Origin of the sequence: Streptosporangium sp. NPDC050855 (genome assembly GCF_044456585.1) — a bacterium.
Taxonomy (GTDB): Bacteria; Actinomycetota; Actinomycetes; order Streptosporangiales; family Streptosporangiaceae; genus Streptosporangium; species Streptosporangium longisporum.
This window is the reverse complement of sequence record NZ_JBITFY010000009.1, coordinates 107,623-121,226: the sequence shown is the minus strand read 5'-3', so window position 1 is coordinate 121,226 and position 13,604 is coordinate 107,623. Positions and strand designations below refer to the sequence as shown.

Here is a 13,604-nt window from a genome sequence, read left to right as displayed (position 1 = left end):
GATCGGCCATGCCCTCCACACCATCCGGCAACAGCGTGTTCTCCGCAGCCTTCGTCCGCACGGCGGACGGCTGGAACGGCGCGGAGGTCGACCTCGGCGAGGCCGAACTCGTCGACGACCTCGGCGACGCCGTCCAGGAGCACCTGGGGCTCACCGGCGACGAGCTGGCGCTGCTCTGCGTGGAGGTGGAGGACGAGTGGTTCGCGATCGTCCGCTACCAGGGTGACCTGGAGCCGCGCGCGTTCCTGTCCGACGTCCACGCCGGCCTCTCCGACGGCCTGGGCGAGCTGCTGACCGAGCTCGCCGGGGTGGCGGTCGACAAGGACACCCCCGACCTGGGCGTACGGCCCGCGGGCGACTTCGAGCTCCTGGAGGACCTCGGCCTGAGCTCCGACGAGCTCGTCGAGCTCAGCATGGAGGAGGGCGCGCTCCCCGGGGACACGCTCTCGGTGATCGCCGAGCGGCTGGCCTTCGCGGACGAGCTCGACCGGCTGCGGTGACGACGCCCGCGGCGGGCGCGGCGGCCGGGACGCCGGTCGCCCTTCCGGCCGTCCCGCCGGACGCGTGATGACCGGCGAGGCGCCCGCCGGGTACGCGCGGCAGATGCGGGTCGCCCTGGAGCGGGCCGCCGAGGCCGGGGCCCGCGGCGAGGTGCCCGTCGGCGCGGTCGTCCTCGGCCCGGACGGCTCGGTGCTCGCGGGCGCGGGGAACGACAGGGAGACCTCGGTCGATCCCACCGCGCACGCCGAGATCCTCGCCCTGCGTCAGGCCGCGCGGGCACGCGGACAGTGGCGGCTGACCGGCTGCACGCTGGTGGTCACGCTGGAGCCCTGCACCATGTGCGCGGGGGCCGCCGTGCTGGCCCGGGTCGACCGCGTCGTCTACGGCGCCGAGGACGCCAAGGCGGGTGCGGCCGGTTCGCTCTGGGACGTGCTCAGGGACCGTCGCCTCAACCACCGCCCCGAGGTCCTCGGAGGCGTCCTGGCCGAGGAGTGCGCATCGGTTCTCACCGGGTTCTTCACCGCTCGCCGGATGCGCGAGCAATAGCGGTTATCCGGTAAGCTGCTCCGCGGTGGAGTCGCCTAGTGGCCGAGGGCGCACGCCTCGAAAGCGTGTGATGGGGCAACCTATCCGTGGGTTCAAATCCCACCTCCACCGCCACACGAGAAGGGCCCCCGCGAGCGCGGGGGCCCTTCGTCGTCTGCGCGCCTCTCGATACAGGCCCGTGCCCTCCGGTGCAGACCCGGGCCGCCTCCGGCGAAGACTCCCCCGTGCCCTCCGGTGAGGGCTCAGCCCTGCTCGGGCAGGTCCAGGACGCGGGCGTGCAGGACCGAGCGCTGGTGCAGGGCCGAGCGCAGGGCTCGGTGCAGGCCGTCCTCCAGGTACAGCTCGCCGCGCCACTGCACCACGTGCGGGAACAGGTCGCCGTAGAACGTGGAGTCCTTGGCCAGCAGGGAGTGCAGGTCGAGCACCGCTTTCGTGGTGATCAACGTGTCGAGCCGGACCTGCCGGGGCGGTATCTGCGCCCACTCTCGGTGCGAGAGGCCGTGCGCGGGATAGGGCCGTTCATCGCCGATCAGCTTGAAGATCACAGTACGTAGTTTAGGAGAGAATCCCGCCCTTCGCCCTGTCGGCCTCGCATCCCAGCTCGCGGGGCCCTCAGATGCTCCCGGCGAAGGTGTCGCACTTGGCGGGGTCTCCGCCCTCGTAACCGGTGGTGAACCACTTGACGCGCTGCGCCGAGGTCCCGTGGGTGAAGCCCTCGGGGTTGACCCGGCCCTGGGTCCGCTCCTGGATGCTGTCGTCACCCACGGCCGACGCGGCGCTGAGCGCCTCCTCGATGTCCGTCTTCGTGAACGGCTTCTCGAACAGGCCGGTCTCGTAGGCGTTCTTGGCCCAGGCCCCCGCGTAGCAGTCCGCCTGCAGCTCCAGCCGGACCGAGGCGCTCTGGGGTCCCTGCTGGTCGCCCTGCTGCGCCTTGGCGTTCGTGCCGAGCAGGTTCTGCACGTGGTGGCCGTACTCGTGCCCGATGACGTACGCCTGGGCGAACGGGCCGCCCTTGGCGCCGAACTTGCTCTCCAGCTCCTTGAAGAAGCTGAGGTCGAGGTAGACCTGGCGGTCGGCCGGGCAGTAGAACGGCCCGACCGCGGAGTCGGCGTCCCCGCAGGCGGTGCTGACCTGTCCGGAGAACATCACGGTCTTGGCCGGCTCGTACCCCTGGACGGCCTTGGGCCAGTACTCCTGGATGCTGTTGACGACGCCGACCACCCGGCACTCCTCGTTCTGGTCGGCGTCCTGTCCGGTCTTGCACTGGGCGGACAGGTCGGAGCTCGGGCCCACGGCCGCGGGTTCGCCGCCACCGCCGCCGCCGGTGATGCCTCCGAGGTCGACCCCGAACACCAGCGCCACGATGAGCGCGATGATCCCGGCCGCGCCACCGCCGACGGCCAGGCCGCCACCGGGGATCCTGCCCCTGCCGCGACTCTCGACCTGCGAGTTGTCCAGCTGGACATCGTCCTTGAAATCCATCGCCCGACGTCCCTTCGATCCGCTTGGGGCGCTTCCCCTGCCCTGAGAAAGGCCTGACATGCCGGATGGGGGATGAGTGGCCTGCCGTCTTATGTACCCCTTTATGGGGATTAGTCCCGAAATCGGGATTGCTCGCTCCCTCACCCCGCGACCCCGGGTCGGAGGGCCGGCGCGAAGTGACGGCGCACGCGACGTGTCGCTCACCGACGGTGATTGATCGACTGCGATTCGTTATGAGAACGTGATCGAGTTCTGTCGATCTTTCCTGGGAGGAACCATGTCGCTCACCTGTCGTCTGTTGTCCGGCGCGGCCGCCGTCATCGCCGCGAGCACGGTCACCGTCCTGCCCGCGGCGGCCGCCGCGCCCGTCGGCCGCACCGTGGCGGGACCCGCCGTGTGCCTGGACGCCAGCAACGCCCGGACCAATCTCACCCACGTCTACCTGTGGGAATGCCTGGGCAACACCAACCAGAAGTTCGTGATCGACAACGGCACGATCAAGGTTGAGGACACCCTGGCCTCCGCCACCCCGATGTGCCTCGACGCCAGCAACGCCCGGACCAATCTCACCAAGGTCTACCTGTGGCAGTGCCAGAACAACAACACCAACCAGATCTGGGTCGTCAGGAAGGGAGAGATCGCCCTCAAGGACACCCTCGCCTCCGCCACCCCGATGTGCCTGGACGTCAGCAACGCCCGGACCAATCTCACCAAGGCCTACCTGTGGCAGTGTCTGAGCAACACCAACCAGAAGTTCGTGATCGACGACGGTCTGATCAAGGTCAAGGACACCCTGGCCTGACCGCGCGGGAGCCGTCCGCGGCCGTCGCTCCGGAAGAGGCGCCGCACGGGAGCGAAAAGCCCTCCGAACAGGCCGACCGAGACCCTGACGCACGAAAGCCCGCTCCGAGGTGGAGCGGGCTTTCGTGTTACGGCTGGTGGTGCTGGCGGAGGATAGGAGATTCGAACTCCTGAGGGGTTGCCCCCAACACGCTTTCCAAGCGTGCGCCCTAGGCCAACTAGGCGAATCCTCCGTCGAGAAGCTTACCCAACTTTCGGGGTGCACGGACCATCGATTTTCCGACACCGACCACTCGAATCTGAGGTTAGACTGGGGGCCGACCCCTCGCGCGGCGTCATCCTGTGAACCTCCCCAGGGCCGGAAGGCAGCAAGGATAAGCGGGCTCTGGCGGGTGTGCGAGGGGTCTCTTCGTTTCAGGCCCCTCCAGGTGGGATCGCCGCATGAGTCTTGCGCTGTACCGCAAGTACCGGCCCGGGACCTTCGCCGAGGTCAAGGGCCAGGAACACGTCACCGAGCCGCTGCGCCAGGCTCTGCGCAGCGGACGGATCAACCACGCCTACCTGTTCAGCGGACCTCGCGGGTGCGGCAAGACGTCCAGCGCGCGCATCCTGGCCCGCTCGCTGAACTGCGAGCAGGGCCCGACCCCCGACCCGTGCGGGCAGTGCGAGTCCTGCGTGGCCCTGGCGCCCACCGGTCCCGGCCACCTCGACGTCATCGAGATCGACGCCGCCTCGCACGGAGGCGTGGACGACGCGCGCGACCTGCGCGAGCGGGCCTTCTTCGCACCGGTGTCGTCACGCTTCAAGATCTACATCATCGACGAGGCGCACATGGTGACCCGGGAGGGGTTCAACGCGCTGCTCAAGCTCGTCGAGGAGCCCCCGCCGCACCTGAAGTTCGTCTTCGCCACCACCGAACCCGAGAAGGTCATCGGGACGATCAAGTCCCGGACCCACCACTACCCGTTCCGGCTGATCCCGCCGGCCGCGCTGCGCACGCTCATGGAGGAGATCCTCACCTCCGAGAAGGTCCCCTTCGAGCCCGCCGCGCTCCCGCTGGTGGTGCGGGCCGGTGCAGGTTCGGCCCGCGACTCGCTCTCGATCCTGGACCAGCTGTACGCCGGGTCCGACGAGGCGGGCATCACCTACGCCCGCGCGGTCTCCCTGCTCGGCTACACCGACGGCGACCTGCTCGACGACGTGGTCGCGGCCTTCGCCGCCCGTGACGGCGCGCGCGCCTTCCAGGTGGTGAACCGGGTGATCGAGGGCGGTCACGACCCGCGCCGGTTCGCCATGGACCTGCTGGAGCGCTTCCGCGACCTGGTGATCCTGGCCAACGTGCCCGAGGCGGCCACCAGCGGGCTGCTCGACAGGCCCGCGGACGAGCTGGAGCGCCTGCAGGAACAGGCGGGCTCGATGGGCCCGGCCGAGCTGACCCGCGCCGCGGAGATCCTCAACACCGGCCTGACCGAGATGCGCGGGGCCGCCTCGCCCCGGCTGCTGCTCGAACTCATGTGCGCCAGGATCCTGCTCCCCGGGGCCGCCGAGGGCGAGGCCGCGCTGCTCGCCAGGGTGGAACGGCTGGAACAGGGCGGGGTCGCCGCCTCGGCCGGCCCCGCGATCTCGCGGGCCCCCGGCGCTCCCGCGGCCTCCGCCGTCACGCGGGCACCGGCCCCGCGGGCCGTGACCCCGGCGTCCGCACCTGCGGTCCAGACACCCGCGCCCCCGGTCCAGACGGCGCCCCCGCCGCAGCCGTCGCAGGCGCCCGCGGCCACGGCGCCCGTCCCCGACCAGGGCGCGGGCGGTGCGGACGACGACTGGCCCGAGACGGTCCGGCCCGGCGCGGCCCAGGAACAGGCGGCCCAGGAACAGCAGGCTCGGCCCCCCGTCCAGCAGCCCGCCGGCGCGGTGGCGGACACCGCCGACGAGGCCGGGCCGTCGGGGCCGTCCGAGCCCGCCCCGGGTGCCGTCCCGGATTCCGCCACCGGAACGGTGCAGCAGGCGTGGCCCCAGGTGCTCGCCGCGCTCAAGCGGCGCAGCATCGTCGTGTGGGCCAACGTCAACACCAACGCGCAGATCGCCGGGGTCGAGGGCAACATCGTCACCCTGGGGTTCACCCAGGTCGGCGCCATGAGGAACTTCACCGGCGGCGGCAAGGACGCGGTCGTCGCGGAGGTCCTGAAGGAGGTCCTCGGCGGCACCTGGAAGGTCGAGGCCGTCGTCGGCGGCGGTCCCGCCCCGTCGGCCGGGGGACGCGCACCGGCCCCGCGCCGGCCCTCCCCCCCGCCCGTCACCCCTCAGCCCGCCCCGTCCCAGCCCGCACCGCTCCGCCCGGACGCCCCCCAGCAGCCCGCGGACCGGCAGCGGGCACCGCAGCCGCCGCAGGCCCCCGCCGAGGCACCGCCCGCGGCGGTACGGGAGGCGCCCGCCCGGCCGGTCTCGTCCCCCACGGACGAGTCCTGGCCGGACGAGCCGATGCCGGAGGACCCCGGATCGCCTCCCCCGCCCGGTCCCGGGCTGGCCGCCGCCCGATCGGCCGCCAAGGCCGCGGCGCAGACCGGCCCCAGGGCGCCGGGCAAGAACGGCGCCAAGGCCGCGGCCTGGCCGGACGCCGTGCCCGGCCGCGCCTCGCGCGGCACCGCCCCCGACGCCGACGAGGTCGACCCGCTGAACGACGCGGACGCCGACGTCGACGCGCTGACCGGCATGGCCCTCATCCAGCGCGAGCTCGGTGGCCAGATCATCGAGGAGATCGACCACACCTGAGGGCCCCGGCGCCCTCCCCGGAACACCGGGCCTCTCCCGGGAAGGCCGGGCACCGCCTCCGCGGCCGTCTGTGCTGTCTGTGCCGTCCGCGGCCGTCCGTGTCGTCCGTGGCCGTCAGGGTGGGCCGGCGTCGCCGATACGGATCCCGGCGGCCACCGCGCGGTGATCGTGACGGGGCAGCATGGCGACGAGACGCTCCAGGATCTGGACGTCGTTCCTGCCGCGCTCGGTCTCGGCGTACGCCCACAGGGCGTCCGGCCCGCCCCACCGCAGCAGGCGGGCCCGTACCTGACCCTCCAGCTCCTCGCGCTCGCGGCGCAGCGCGGGCACCTCGGAGCGCGGCAGCAGGGGGCCGCGGTAGGCCCGCGCGACCGCGGTGGTCTCGTCCGTCGTGAGAAGCCGCTTGAGCTCCACGAAGTCGGCCTCGACCGCGCAGTCCAGCCGGTAGGGCTTGGCCACGATGGCGCGGCCGAGCTGCGCGCGCAGGCGATGGATCTCGGCGCGCGCGGTCACCGGGTTCCCGGCGTCGCCGTACAGGTGGAAGGAGAGCTGGTCGGCCGTCATCCCGCCGGGGTTGAGGACGAGCATCGCGAGGATCTCGGCGTGACGCAGGGAGAGCGGCAGGCGCGTCCCGTCCAGGTACGCCGAGGGGTGGTCGGCACCGAGGAAGGACAGGGTCAGCACGGGGGGGCGGCCCCGGCCCGCCAGACGCAGCAGGAAACCGCCGTCGCCGAGCGCCTCCAGGAAGGCGCTCCGCCCGTCGGGCAGCACCACCCGGTCACCCGTCTCCGGCGGCAGGACGCGGTGGCCCGCCCACTGCAGCGCGTCGTCGCCGGCGATGATCCGCCCGGTCGCGGTGACCAGGGCCCCCGGCTCGCCGCGCAGCGCGCTCAGGTGCCTGTCGTGGCGGCGCCTGAGCCGCTGGTCGCGTTCGAGCATGCGCAGCGTGAGCCGGCTCTCGGCCAGCCGGGCGGTGGCCTCGACGAGCGCGACGCTCGCCGGGCGCATGGCCCGCGTCATGCCGCTGACGTCGACGCAGCCCAGCGGTTCGCCGCTGTCCGGATCGATGATCGGCGCGGCCGAGCAGGACCAGACGTGCAGCGCCCTGACCAGGTGCTCGGCCGAGAAGACGTAGAGGGGGCGCCGGGCCGCCAGCGCGGTGCCCAGACCGTTGGTGCCGATCGCGCTCTCGCTCCAGTCGAAACCCGCGGACAGCCCCACCTCGTCGGCACGTGCCATCGTCCGGTGGCTCCCGTCGCGCCAGAGCACCCTGCCGGCGGCGTCGGTGACGAGCAGGATCTGGTCGTCGGCCGTGACGGCCTCCAGGAGGGTCTCGGTGATCACCGGCAGCAGCCTGCTCATCGGATGCGCGGAGCGGACCTGCCGGATGTCCTCGCCCTCGAAGGCGAGCGGGGCCGATCCGGCCTCGGGGTCGATGCCGGCCGCCAGGCAGCGCCGCCAGGAGGCGGAGATCACCCCTCTGGGCCGCTGGTCCGTCGTGCCGTCCTGCGGCCCCCGCCCCGTCCCCCTGCCCGCCTGCTCGTCCGCCCGCGCCCGGGCGGCCATCGCGGCCTCGTGCAGGCGCCGCAGCCGCGCCGCGTAGGAGTCGGGTCCGGCCGTCTGGACGGCTCTCGGATGGCCGTGGCCCACACATCCCCCCTGGAAAAAGCCGATGGTCCCCCCGGAACAAGCCGATGGCCGAAGCATCGGTGCTCCGGCGCGCGCCCGCAACCGTTTCGGCCGAACAGGGCGTGCGAAGGGTGAGTGAACGATCGCAACGTGTGTGCAACGTGCGACCCGTTAGCTTTCTGATCGCGCGTCGCCGTGTGCGGCCGCTCCGGCGGCGCGCCGTCGGGTCCCGGACGTCTGGAGGGGGGCCGGGGCCCGACAGAGGTTTATCCTCTCCTCCCCGGGAAGGCGTGTGGCCTCCAGTACAACACCGGGCCCGGACCCCGTAGGCTCGTGACGACCGATGCCACGGACGAGGAGCACACCACGGTGAACCCAGGGGATGTCAACCTGCAGCAGCTGCTGGAGCAGGCACAGCTCATGCAGCAGCAGCTTGTGAGCGCCCAGCAGGAGCTGAACGACGCGGAGGTCCAGGGGACCGCGGGCGGCGGCCTGGTGGTGGCCACCGTCAACGGCGGGGGCGAGCTGCTCGAACTCAAGATCAGTGCCGAGGCCGTCGATCCCGGCGATCCGCAGGAGACGGCCGACACCATCGCCGACCTGGTCATCGCCGCCATCCGTGACGCCGTGCGCGCCGCGGCCGACCTTCAGCAGGAGAAGCTCGGTCCCCTGGCACAGGGGCTGGGCGGTGGGAGCGGGCTCGGCCAGCTTCCCGGGTTCTAGGTCATGTACGAAGGGGTCGTCCAGAACCTGATCGACGAGCTGGGCATGCTGCCGGGCGTCGGTCCCAAGAGCGCGCAGCGCATCGCGTTCCACCTGCTGGCCGCGGAACCGGCCGACGTGAAACGGCTCGCGCACGCCCTGCTGGAGGTCAAGGACAAGGTCCGCTTCTGCCGGGTCTGCGGCAACGTCGCCGCGGAGGAGGAGTGCCGGATCTGCCGCGACACCAGGCGCGATCTCCACGTGATCTGCGTCGTCGAGGAGTCCAAGGACGTGGTGGCCATCGAGAAGACCCGCGAGTTCCGGGGTCGCTACCACGTGCTCGGCGGGGCGATCAGCCCGATCGACGGCATCGGCCCCGACGACCTGAACATCCGGGAGCTCATGACCCGCCTGGCGGACGGCCAGGTCACCGAGCTGATCCTCGCCACCGACCCCAACCTCGAGGGGGAGGCGACGGCGACCTACCTCGCCCGTCTGGTCAAGCCGATGGGACTGAAAGTGACACGACTGGCCAGCGGTCTGCCGGTAGGCGGTGACCTCGAGTACGCCGACGAGGTCACCTTGGGCCGCGCTTTCGAAGGAAGGAGGCTCCTCGATGTCTGACGACCCCTGGAGCGCTCTCGCGGAACGGATCGCCGAGCACGCGGAGAACTACATCGACGGCCTGACCCGCCTGGCGGGCGGCGAGGGCGGTGACGCCATCCTGCCGCTGCTGCTGGTGGAGGTCGGCCAGGTCAGCTCGGCCGGGGCACAGCTCGGAGCGAGCCGGGACGTCATCCTGTCGGGCAACTGGGAACCGCACCTGGGCGAGGACCCGGACGTCGACGCCGTCCGCACGGCGCTCGCCGAGCGGCTGGGCCCCGTCGACGACTACGCCGAGGTCTTCGACCCGTACAAGGACACCGTGGTCACCCCCTACCGCCTCTCCGACGACCTGACGGCGGTGGCCGCCGACCTGCTGCACGGCCTGCGGCACTACAAGGCCGGCCGTCCGCTGGAGGCCCTGTGGTGGTGGCAGTACTCCTACTTCAACACCTGGGGCAACCACGCCGGAGCGGCGATGCGGGCACTCCAGGCGCTTGTCGCCCATACGCGCCTGGACGTGGCCGAGGAGCGCACAACCGTCTGATCGTCCACATGCTGGGCTAAATCACGAGCCCCCCGGTAGGGCGCCAGTAGACTGTGAGCTCCACAGCCCTAGATTGCTTCGGAGACATCTCGTGGCGCTCGTTGTTCAGAAGTACGGTGGTTCGTCCGTCGCCGACGCGTCCTGCATCAAGAGGGTCGCCCAGCGGATCGTCGCGACGAAAAAAGCCGGCAACGACGTCGTGGTGATCGTCTCGGCCATGGGCGACACCACGGACGAACTGCTCGACCTCGCCCAGCAGGTCTCACCGCTGCCCCCGGGCCGCGAGCTCGACATGCTGCTCACCTCGGGCGAGCGCATCTCGATGGCCCTGCTGGCGATGGCCATCGCCAACCTCGGCCAGGAGGCGCGCTCCTTCACCGGGTCCCAGGCCGGCGTGATCACCGACTCCTCGCACGGCCGCGCGCGCATCATCGACGTGACGCCCGGCCGGATCCGCGGGGCGCTCGACAACGGCCAGATCGCGATCGTGGCCGGGTTCCAGGGCGTCTCCCAGGACACCAAGGACATCACCACCCTCGGCAGGGGCGGCTCCGACACCACCGCGGTCGCCCTGGCCGCCGCCCTGGAAGCCGACGTGTGCGAGATCTACACCGACGTGGACGGCGTCTTCACCGCCGATCCCCGCATCGTCCCGGCGGCCCGTAAGATCCCCAGGATCTCCTACGACGAGATGATGGAGATGGCGGCCTGTGGGGCGAAGATCCTGCACCTGCGCTGCGTCGAGTACGCTCGCCGCTTCGGCCTGCCGATCCACGTCAGAAGCTCGTTCAGCAGCAAGGAAGGCACGTGGGTCGTCTCCGACCCCGACAGCGAAGGAAAAGAGATGGAGCAGCCGATCATCTCCGGCGTCGCGCACGACCGGAGCGAGGCCAAGATCACTGTTGTCGGGGTGCCCGACAAGGTCGGTGAGGCTGCGACGATCTTCAAAACGCTCGCCGACGCCGAGGTCAACATCGACATGATCGTGCAGAACGTGTCGGCGGCCACGACCGGCAGGACGGACATCTCCTTCACGCTGCCCACCAGCGACGGCTCGACGGCGCTCACCGCACTGAAGAAGATCCAGGAGCGCATCGGCTTCGAGTCGCTGCTCTTCGACGACCAGATCGGCAAGGTCTCGCTGATCGGCGCGGGCATGCGCTCGCACCCCGGCGTGACCGCGATGTTCTTCGCCGCCCTCGCCGACGCGGGGGTGAACATCGAGATGATCTCCACCTCGGAGATCCGCATCTCGGTGATCGTCGGACAGGACGACGTGGACACGGCGGTCGGCGCCGCGCACCGCGCGTTCGACCTCGACGCCGACCAGGTGGAAGCCGTGATCTACGGAGGTACCGGACGATGAGCCGCAAGCCGACCCTCGCCCTGATCGGCGCCACCGGTGCCGTCGGCACCGTGATGCGCGACATCATCTCCAGCCGCGACGACGTGTACGGCGAGATCAGGCTCGTCGCGTCCGCCCGCTCGGCCGGCAAGGTCCTGCGGGTCCGCGACGAGGACGTCGTCGTCCAGGAGCTGACCCCCGAGGTCTTCGACGGCGTCGACATCGCGATCTTCGACGTGCCGGACGAGGTCTCCGCGACGTGGGTGCCGATCGCCGCCGGACGCGGCGCCGTCGTCATCGACAAGTCCGGCACCTTCCGGATGAACCCCGAGGTCCCCCTGGTGGTGCCGGAGGTCAACCCGGAGGCGGCCCGGACGCGGCCCCTGGGGATCATCTCCACCCCCAACTGCACGACCCTGTCGATGATGGCCGCGATGGGTGCCCTGCACGAGCAGTACGGCCTGAACGCGCTGGTCGTCGCCTCCTACCAGGCGGTCTCGGGCGCGGGCGTGGCCGGTTCGGCCCGCCTCTACGACGAGGTCGAGGCGCTGGCGGGCGACCGGACGGTCGGGCAGAGCGCCGGGGACGTGCGCAAGGCCCTGCAGAACAGGCTGGGGGACGCCGAGTCGCCCTTCCCGGCGCCGGTGGCGTTCAACGTCGTGCCGTGGGCGGGCTCGCTCAAGGAGGACGGCTGGGCGTCGGAGGAGCTCAAGCTCCGCAACGAGTCGCGGAAGATCCTCGGGATCGCCGACCTGAAGGTCTCGGCGACCTGCGTCCGCGTCCCCGTGATCACCACCCACTCGCTGGCCGTGCACGCGACCTTCGAGCGGGAGATCACGGTCGCCGACGCCCACCGGATCCTGGAGGCCGCCCCGACCGTGGTCGTGATGGACGACCCGGCCAACGGCGTCTTCCCGACCCCGGCGGACGTGGTCGGCACCGACCCCACCTACGTGGGCCGGATCCGCCAGGCGCTCGACTTCCCCAACACGCTCGACCTGTTCGTCTGCGGCGACAACCTCCGCAAGGGCGCGGCCCTGAACGCGGCGGAGATCGCCGAGCTGGTCGCGGCCGAGTTCGCGTGACCTCCCGGCCGTGCGGCGGCACCCGGCGCCGCCGCACGGCCCTCGCGTGAGGCGCGGCTCGCGGGACCGACGGGCCGGCGCGGGTCAGCGGAACAGGATGTCCCAGTGATCCGCCTCGCGGGCGTACAGGGGCTCTGACGCTCCCTCCTCGCCGTACAGGCGTGCTCCGTCGCCCCGGACCCCCTGCTTCGGGTGGTTCTTTTTGATGTACCGGTTGATGCAGGCGTTGGGCTTGATGTCCAGCTTGTAACCGGCGAAGTGGCTGTACGGTCCCGGGGCGTGGCCCACCTCGGTGCCTCCGGTGACCACCAGGCGGCAGCCGCTACGGCGCTTCAGGTCGATGGCGCTGGAGATGGTGCCGCTCCGCACGGCCTGCAACGAGGTGCAGTTGCGCCCCTGGCGGTTCGAGCACCCCCCTGAGGAGGTCCAGCGCAGGCCCGCCTGGCGCAGCAGCTGCTCGGCATCGGTCTGCTGGAGCCTCAGGGAACGCTGCCGCTGGACCTGCTGCGCCTCGGAGGCCTGGGCCTCGGCCGGTTTCCCGGCGGCCTGAGCGGGTTTCCCGGCGGCCGTGGCCGCGGTGGTCCCGGCGACCTTCCCGCTGGTCTTACCGGTGGTCTTCGTGGTGGCCGCGCCGGTGGTCTTTGCGGCGACCTTCCCGGTGGCCGCGCCGGAGGTCTTCCCGGTGGTCTTTGCGGTGGCCGCGCCGGTGATCTTCGCGGTGGTCTTCGCGGCGACCGCGCCGGTGGTCTTCGCGGTGGTCGCGCCGGAGGTCTTCCCGGGGACCTTCGCGGTGGTCTTCCCGGCGCTCTTCGTGGCGCTCTTTCCGGTGGCCTTCGCGGTGGCCTTGCCTGCGCTCTTCGCGGTGGTCTTGCCGGGGGCCTTCCCGGCGGCGGGGGCCTTCCCGGCGGCGGGCGGTTCCTTCACCGTGACCGCGGGGGGCGGGGCCGCGGCCGGCTCGCCCTGCCGTGCCCGGGGCGCCTGGGCCTGCGCGGCGACCGGGACGACGGCCGGTCGTCGTTGCGACGGGGTGGTCCCCGCGGGCGGCGTGCCCTTGGCGGCCGTCCGCCGGTCGGGTGCGGTCGTGCCGGAGGGCGCCTGTTCGCGCGGTGCCTGTTTCGCGACCGGAGGGACCTTCCGTTCCGGCGAGGAGGTCTTCGGCGCTCCGCCGCCCGCGCGCGGCGCGGCCCCGTCGCTGCCGGGCCCGCTCGTCCGGGCCACCGGTTTGGACTGTCTCGTCCGGCCGGGACGATCCGGCCGGTTCGACCGGTCCCGGCGGTTCCGTGCCGATGTCCGGGGAACCGCGAGGGAGGACACGGCCTCTCCCTTCAGCTCTCCGTGCCGGACGGCCGCCTGGCGGTACAGTTCCGATGACCGGTGCCGGGCGACCTTCCACGGGCCGGTCGCGTACGGCGCGACGGACAGCGGTCCGCGGGCGTCCGCCGTGCCCGAGGCCGGGCGGCCCCGGGCCACGGTGCTGTCCGGCGCGTGTCGGCTCTCCGCGTTCGCCTCCGCGTCGGGGGTCGACGCGATGACGGCTATCTGCAGAGCGAGCAGTGTTCCCGTGATGAACCGGGTAGCCCGCCGTCTACAGGGACGT

General features: G+C 71.8%; 13 protein-coding genes, 2 tRNA genes and 1 other RNA gene. 11 read left to right on the top strand and 5 right to left on the bottom strand.

Annotation, left to right across the window (positions count from 1 at the left end; translation table 11 throughout):
* Window positions 1–8 precede the first annotated feature (8 nt).
* From ACIBCT_RS19230 to ACIBCT_RS19220, 3 genes are all read left to right on the top strand, one after another.
* Window positions 9–500 (top strand): tRNA adenosine deaminase-associated protein, encoded by a 492-nt coding sequence (locus ACIBCT_RS19230; RefSeq protein ID WP_399190240.1) that lies wholly within the window; start codon window positions 9–11, stop codon window positions 498–500.
* 67 nt (window positions 501–567) lie between these two features.
* Complete coding sequence (gene tadA, locus ACIBCT_RS19225; RefSeq protein ID WP_399190238.1) at window positions 568–1,047, top strand: tRNA adenosine(34) deaminase TadA; 480 nt, start codon at window positions 568–570, stop codon at window positions 1,045–1,047.
* A 24-nt stretch (window positions 1,048–1,071) separates the two neighbouring features.
* Window positions 1,072–1,161, top strand: a tRNA-Ser gene (locus ACIBCT_RS19220).
* Between the two features lie 128 nt (window positions 1,162–1,289).
* On the opposite strand, the gene ACIBCT_RS19215 is transcribed toward ACIBCT_RS19220, so the two are convergent.
* Together ACIBCT_RS19215 and ACIBCT_RS19210 are read right to left on the bottom strand one after the other, a co-directional pair.
* On the bottom strand, window positions 1,290–1,592 hold the full coding sequence (locus ACIBCT_RS19215; protein ID WP_344892560.1) for a type II toxin-antitoxin system VapB family antitoxin: 303 nt from the start codon (window positions 1,590–1,592) through the stop codon (window positions 1,290–1,292).
* A gap of 67 nt (window positions 1,593–1,659) precedes the next feature.
* A complete protein-coding gene (locus tag ACIBCT_RS19210) occupies window positions 1,660–2,529 on the bottom strand; it encodes a neutral zinc metallopeptidase (protein ID WP_399190236.1) in 870 nt (289 codons plus the stop codon).
* A gap of 277 nt (window positions 2,530–2,806) precedes the next feature.
* Here ACIBCT_RS19210 and ACIBCT_RS19205 point away from each other — a divergent pair, with 277 nt between their 5' ends.
* Window positions 2,807–3,331: an RICIN domain-containing protein gene (locus ACIBCT_RS19205; protein WP_399190234.1), complete on the top strand. Its 525-nt coding sequence runs from the start codon at window positions 2,807–2,809 to the stop codon at window positions 3,329–3,331.
* A 143-nt stretch (window positions 3,332–3,474) separates the two neighbouring features.
* On the opposite strand, the gene ACIBCT_RS19200 is transcribed toward ACIBCT_RS19205, so the two are convergent.
* Window positions 3,475–3,563, bottom strand: a tRNA-Ser gene (locus tag ACIBCT_RS19200).
* A gap of 83 nt (window positions 3,564–3,646) precedes the next feature.
* On the opposite strand from ACIBCT_RS19200, the gene ffs reads away from it, so the two are divergent.
* Both ffs and ACIBCT_RS19190 read left to right on the top strand, forming a co-directional pair.
* An RNA gene (gene ffs / locus ACIBCT_RS19195) (signal recognition particle sRNA small type) lies at window positions 3,647–3,742 on the top strand.
* A 29-nt stretch (window positions 3,743–3,771) separates the two neighbouring features.
* Window positions 3,772–6,096, top strand: coding sequence for a DNA polymerase III subunit gamma and tau (locus ACIBCT_RS19190; RefSeq protein WP_399190232.1), 2,325 nt, complete (start codon window positions 3,772–3,774; stop codon window positions 6,094–6,096).
* Between the two features lie 114 nt (window positions 6,097–6,210).
* On the opposite strand, the gene ACIBCT_RS19185 is transcribed toward ACIBCT_RS19190, so the two are convergent.
* The gene (locus ACIBCT_RS19185) at window positions 6,211–7,746 is read right to left on the bottom strand and encodes a GAF domain-containing protein (protein WP_399190230.1); all 1,536 of its coding nucleotides are present in this window, start codon (window positions 7,744–7,746) and stop codon (window positions 6,211–6,213) included.
* A 348-nt stretch (window positions 7,747–8,094) separates the two neighbouring features.
* On the opposite strand from ACIBCT_RS19185, the gene ACIBCT_RS19180 reads away from it, so the two are divergent.
* The 5 genes from ACIBCT_RS19180 to ACIBCT_RS19160 all read left to right on the top strand — a co-directional run bounded on the left by ACIBCT_RS19180 (window position 8,095) and on the right by ACIBCT_RS19160 (window position 12,007).
* Window positions 8,095–8,448: a YbaB/EbfC family nucleoid-associated protein gene (locus ACIBCT_RS19180; RefSeq protein WP_344892575.1), complete on the top strand. Its 354-nt coding sequence runs from the start codon at window positions 8,095–8,097 to the stop codon at window positions 8,446–8,448.
* 3 nt (window positions 8,449–8,451) lie between these two features.
* Entirely contained in the window at window positions 8,452–9,051 is a 600-nt protein-coding gene (gene recR / locus ACIBCT_RS19175; protein ID WP_399190228.1) for a recombination mediator RecR, read from the top strand.
* Window positions 9,044–9,577 (top strand): DUF5063 domain-containing protein, encoded by a 534-nt coding sequence (locus tag ACIBCT_RS19170; RefSeq protein ID WP_344892581.1) that lies wholly within the window; start codon window positions 9,044–9,046, stop codon window positions 9,575–9,577. Before recR ends, ACIBCT_RS19170 begins: the two co-directional genes overlap by 8 nt.
* 91 nt (window positions 9,578–9,668) lie before the next feature.
* Window positions 9,669–10,943: an aspartate kinase gene (locus ACIBCT_RS19165; protein WP_399190226.1), complete on the top strand. Its 1,275-nt coding sequence runs from the start codon at window positions 9,669–9,671 to the stop codon at window positions 10,941–10,943.
* Window positions 10,940–12,007, top strand: coding sequence for an aspartate-semialdehyde dehydrogenase (locus ACIBCT_RS19160; RefSeq protein ID WP_399190224.1), 1,068 nt, complete (start codon window positions 10,940–10,942; stop codon window positions 12,005–12,007). The genes ACIBCT_RS19165 and ACIBCT_RS19160 overlap by 4 nt, the downstream gene beginning before the upstream one ends.
* 84 nt (window positions 12,008–12,091) lie before the next feature.
* Here the strand turns inward: ACIBCT_RS19160 and ACIBCT_RS19155 are convergent, their stop codons facing one another.
* Window positions 12,092–13,225 (bottom strand): hypothetical protein, encoded by a 1,134-nt coding sequence (locus ACIBCT_RS19155; RefSeq protein WP_399190222.1) that lies wholly within the window; start codon window positions 13,223–13,225, stop codon window positions 12,092–12,094.
* Between the last annotated feature and the right edge of the window lie 379 nt (window positions 13,226–13,604).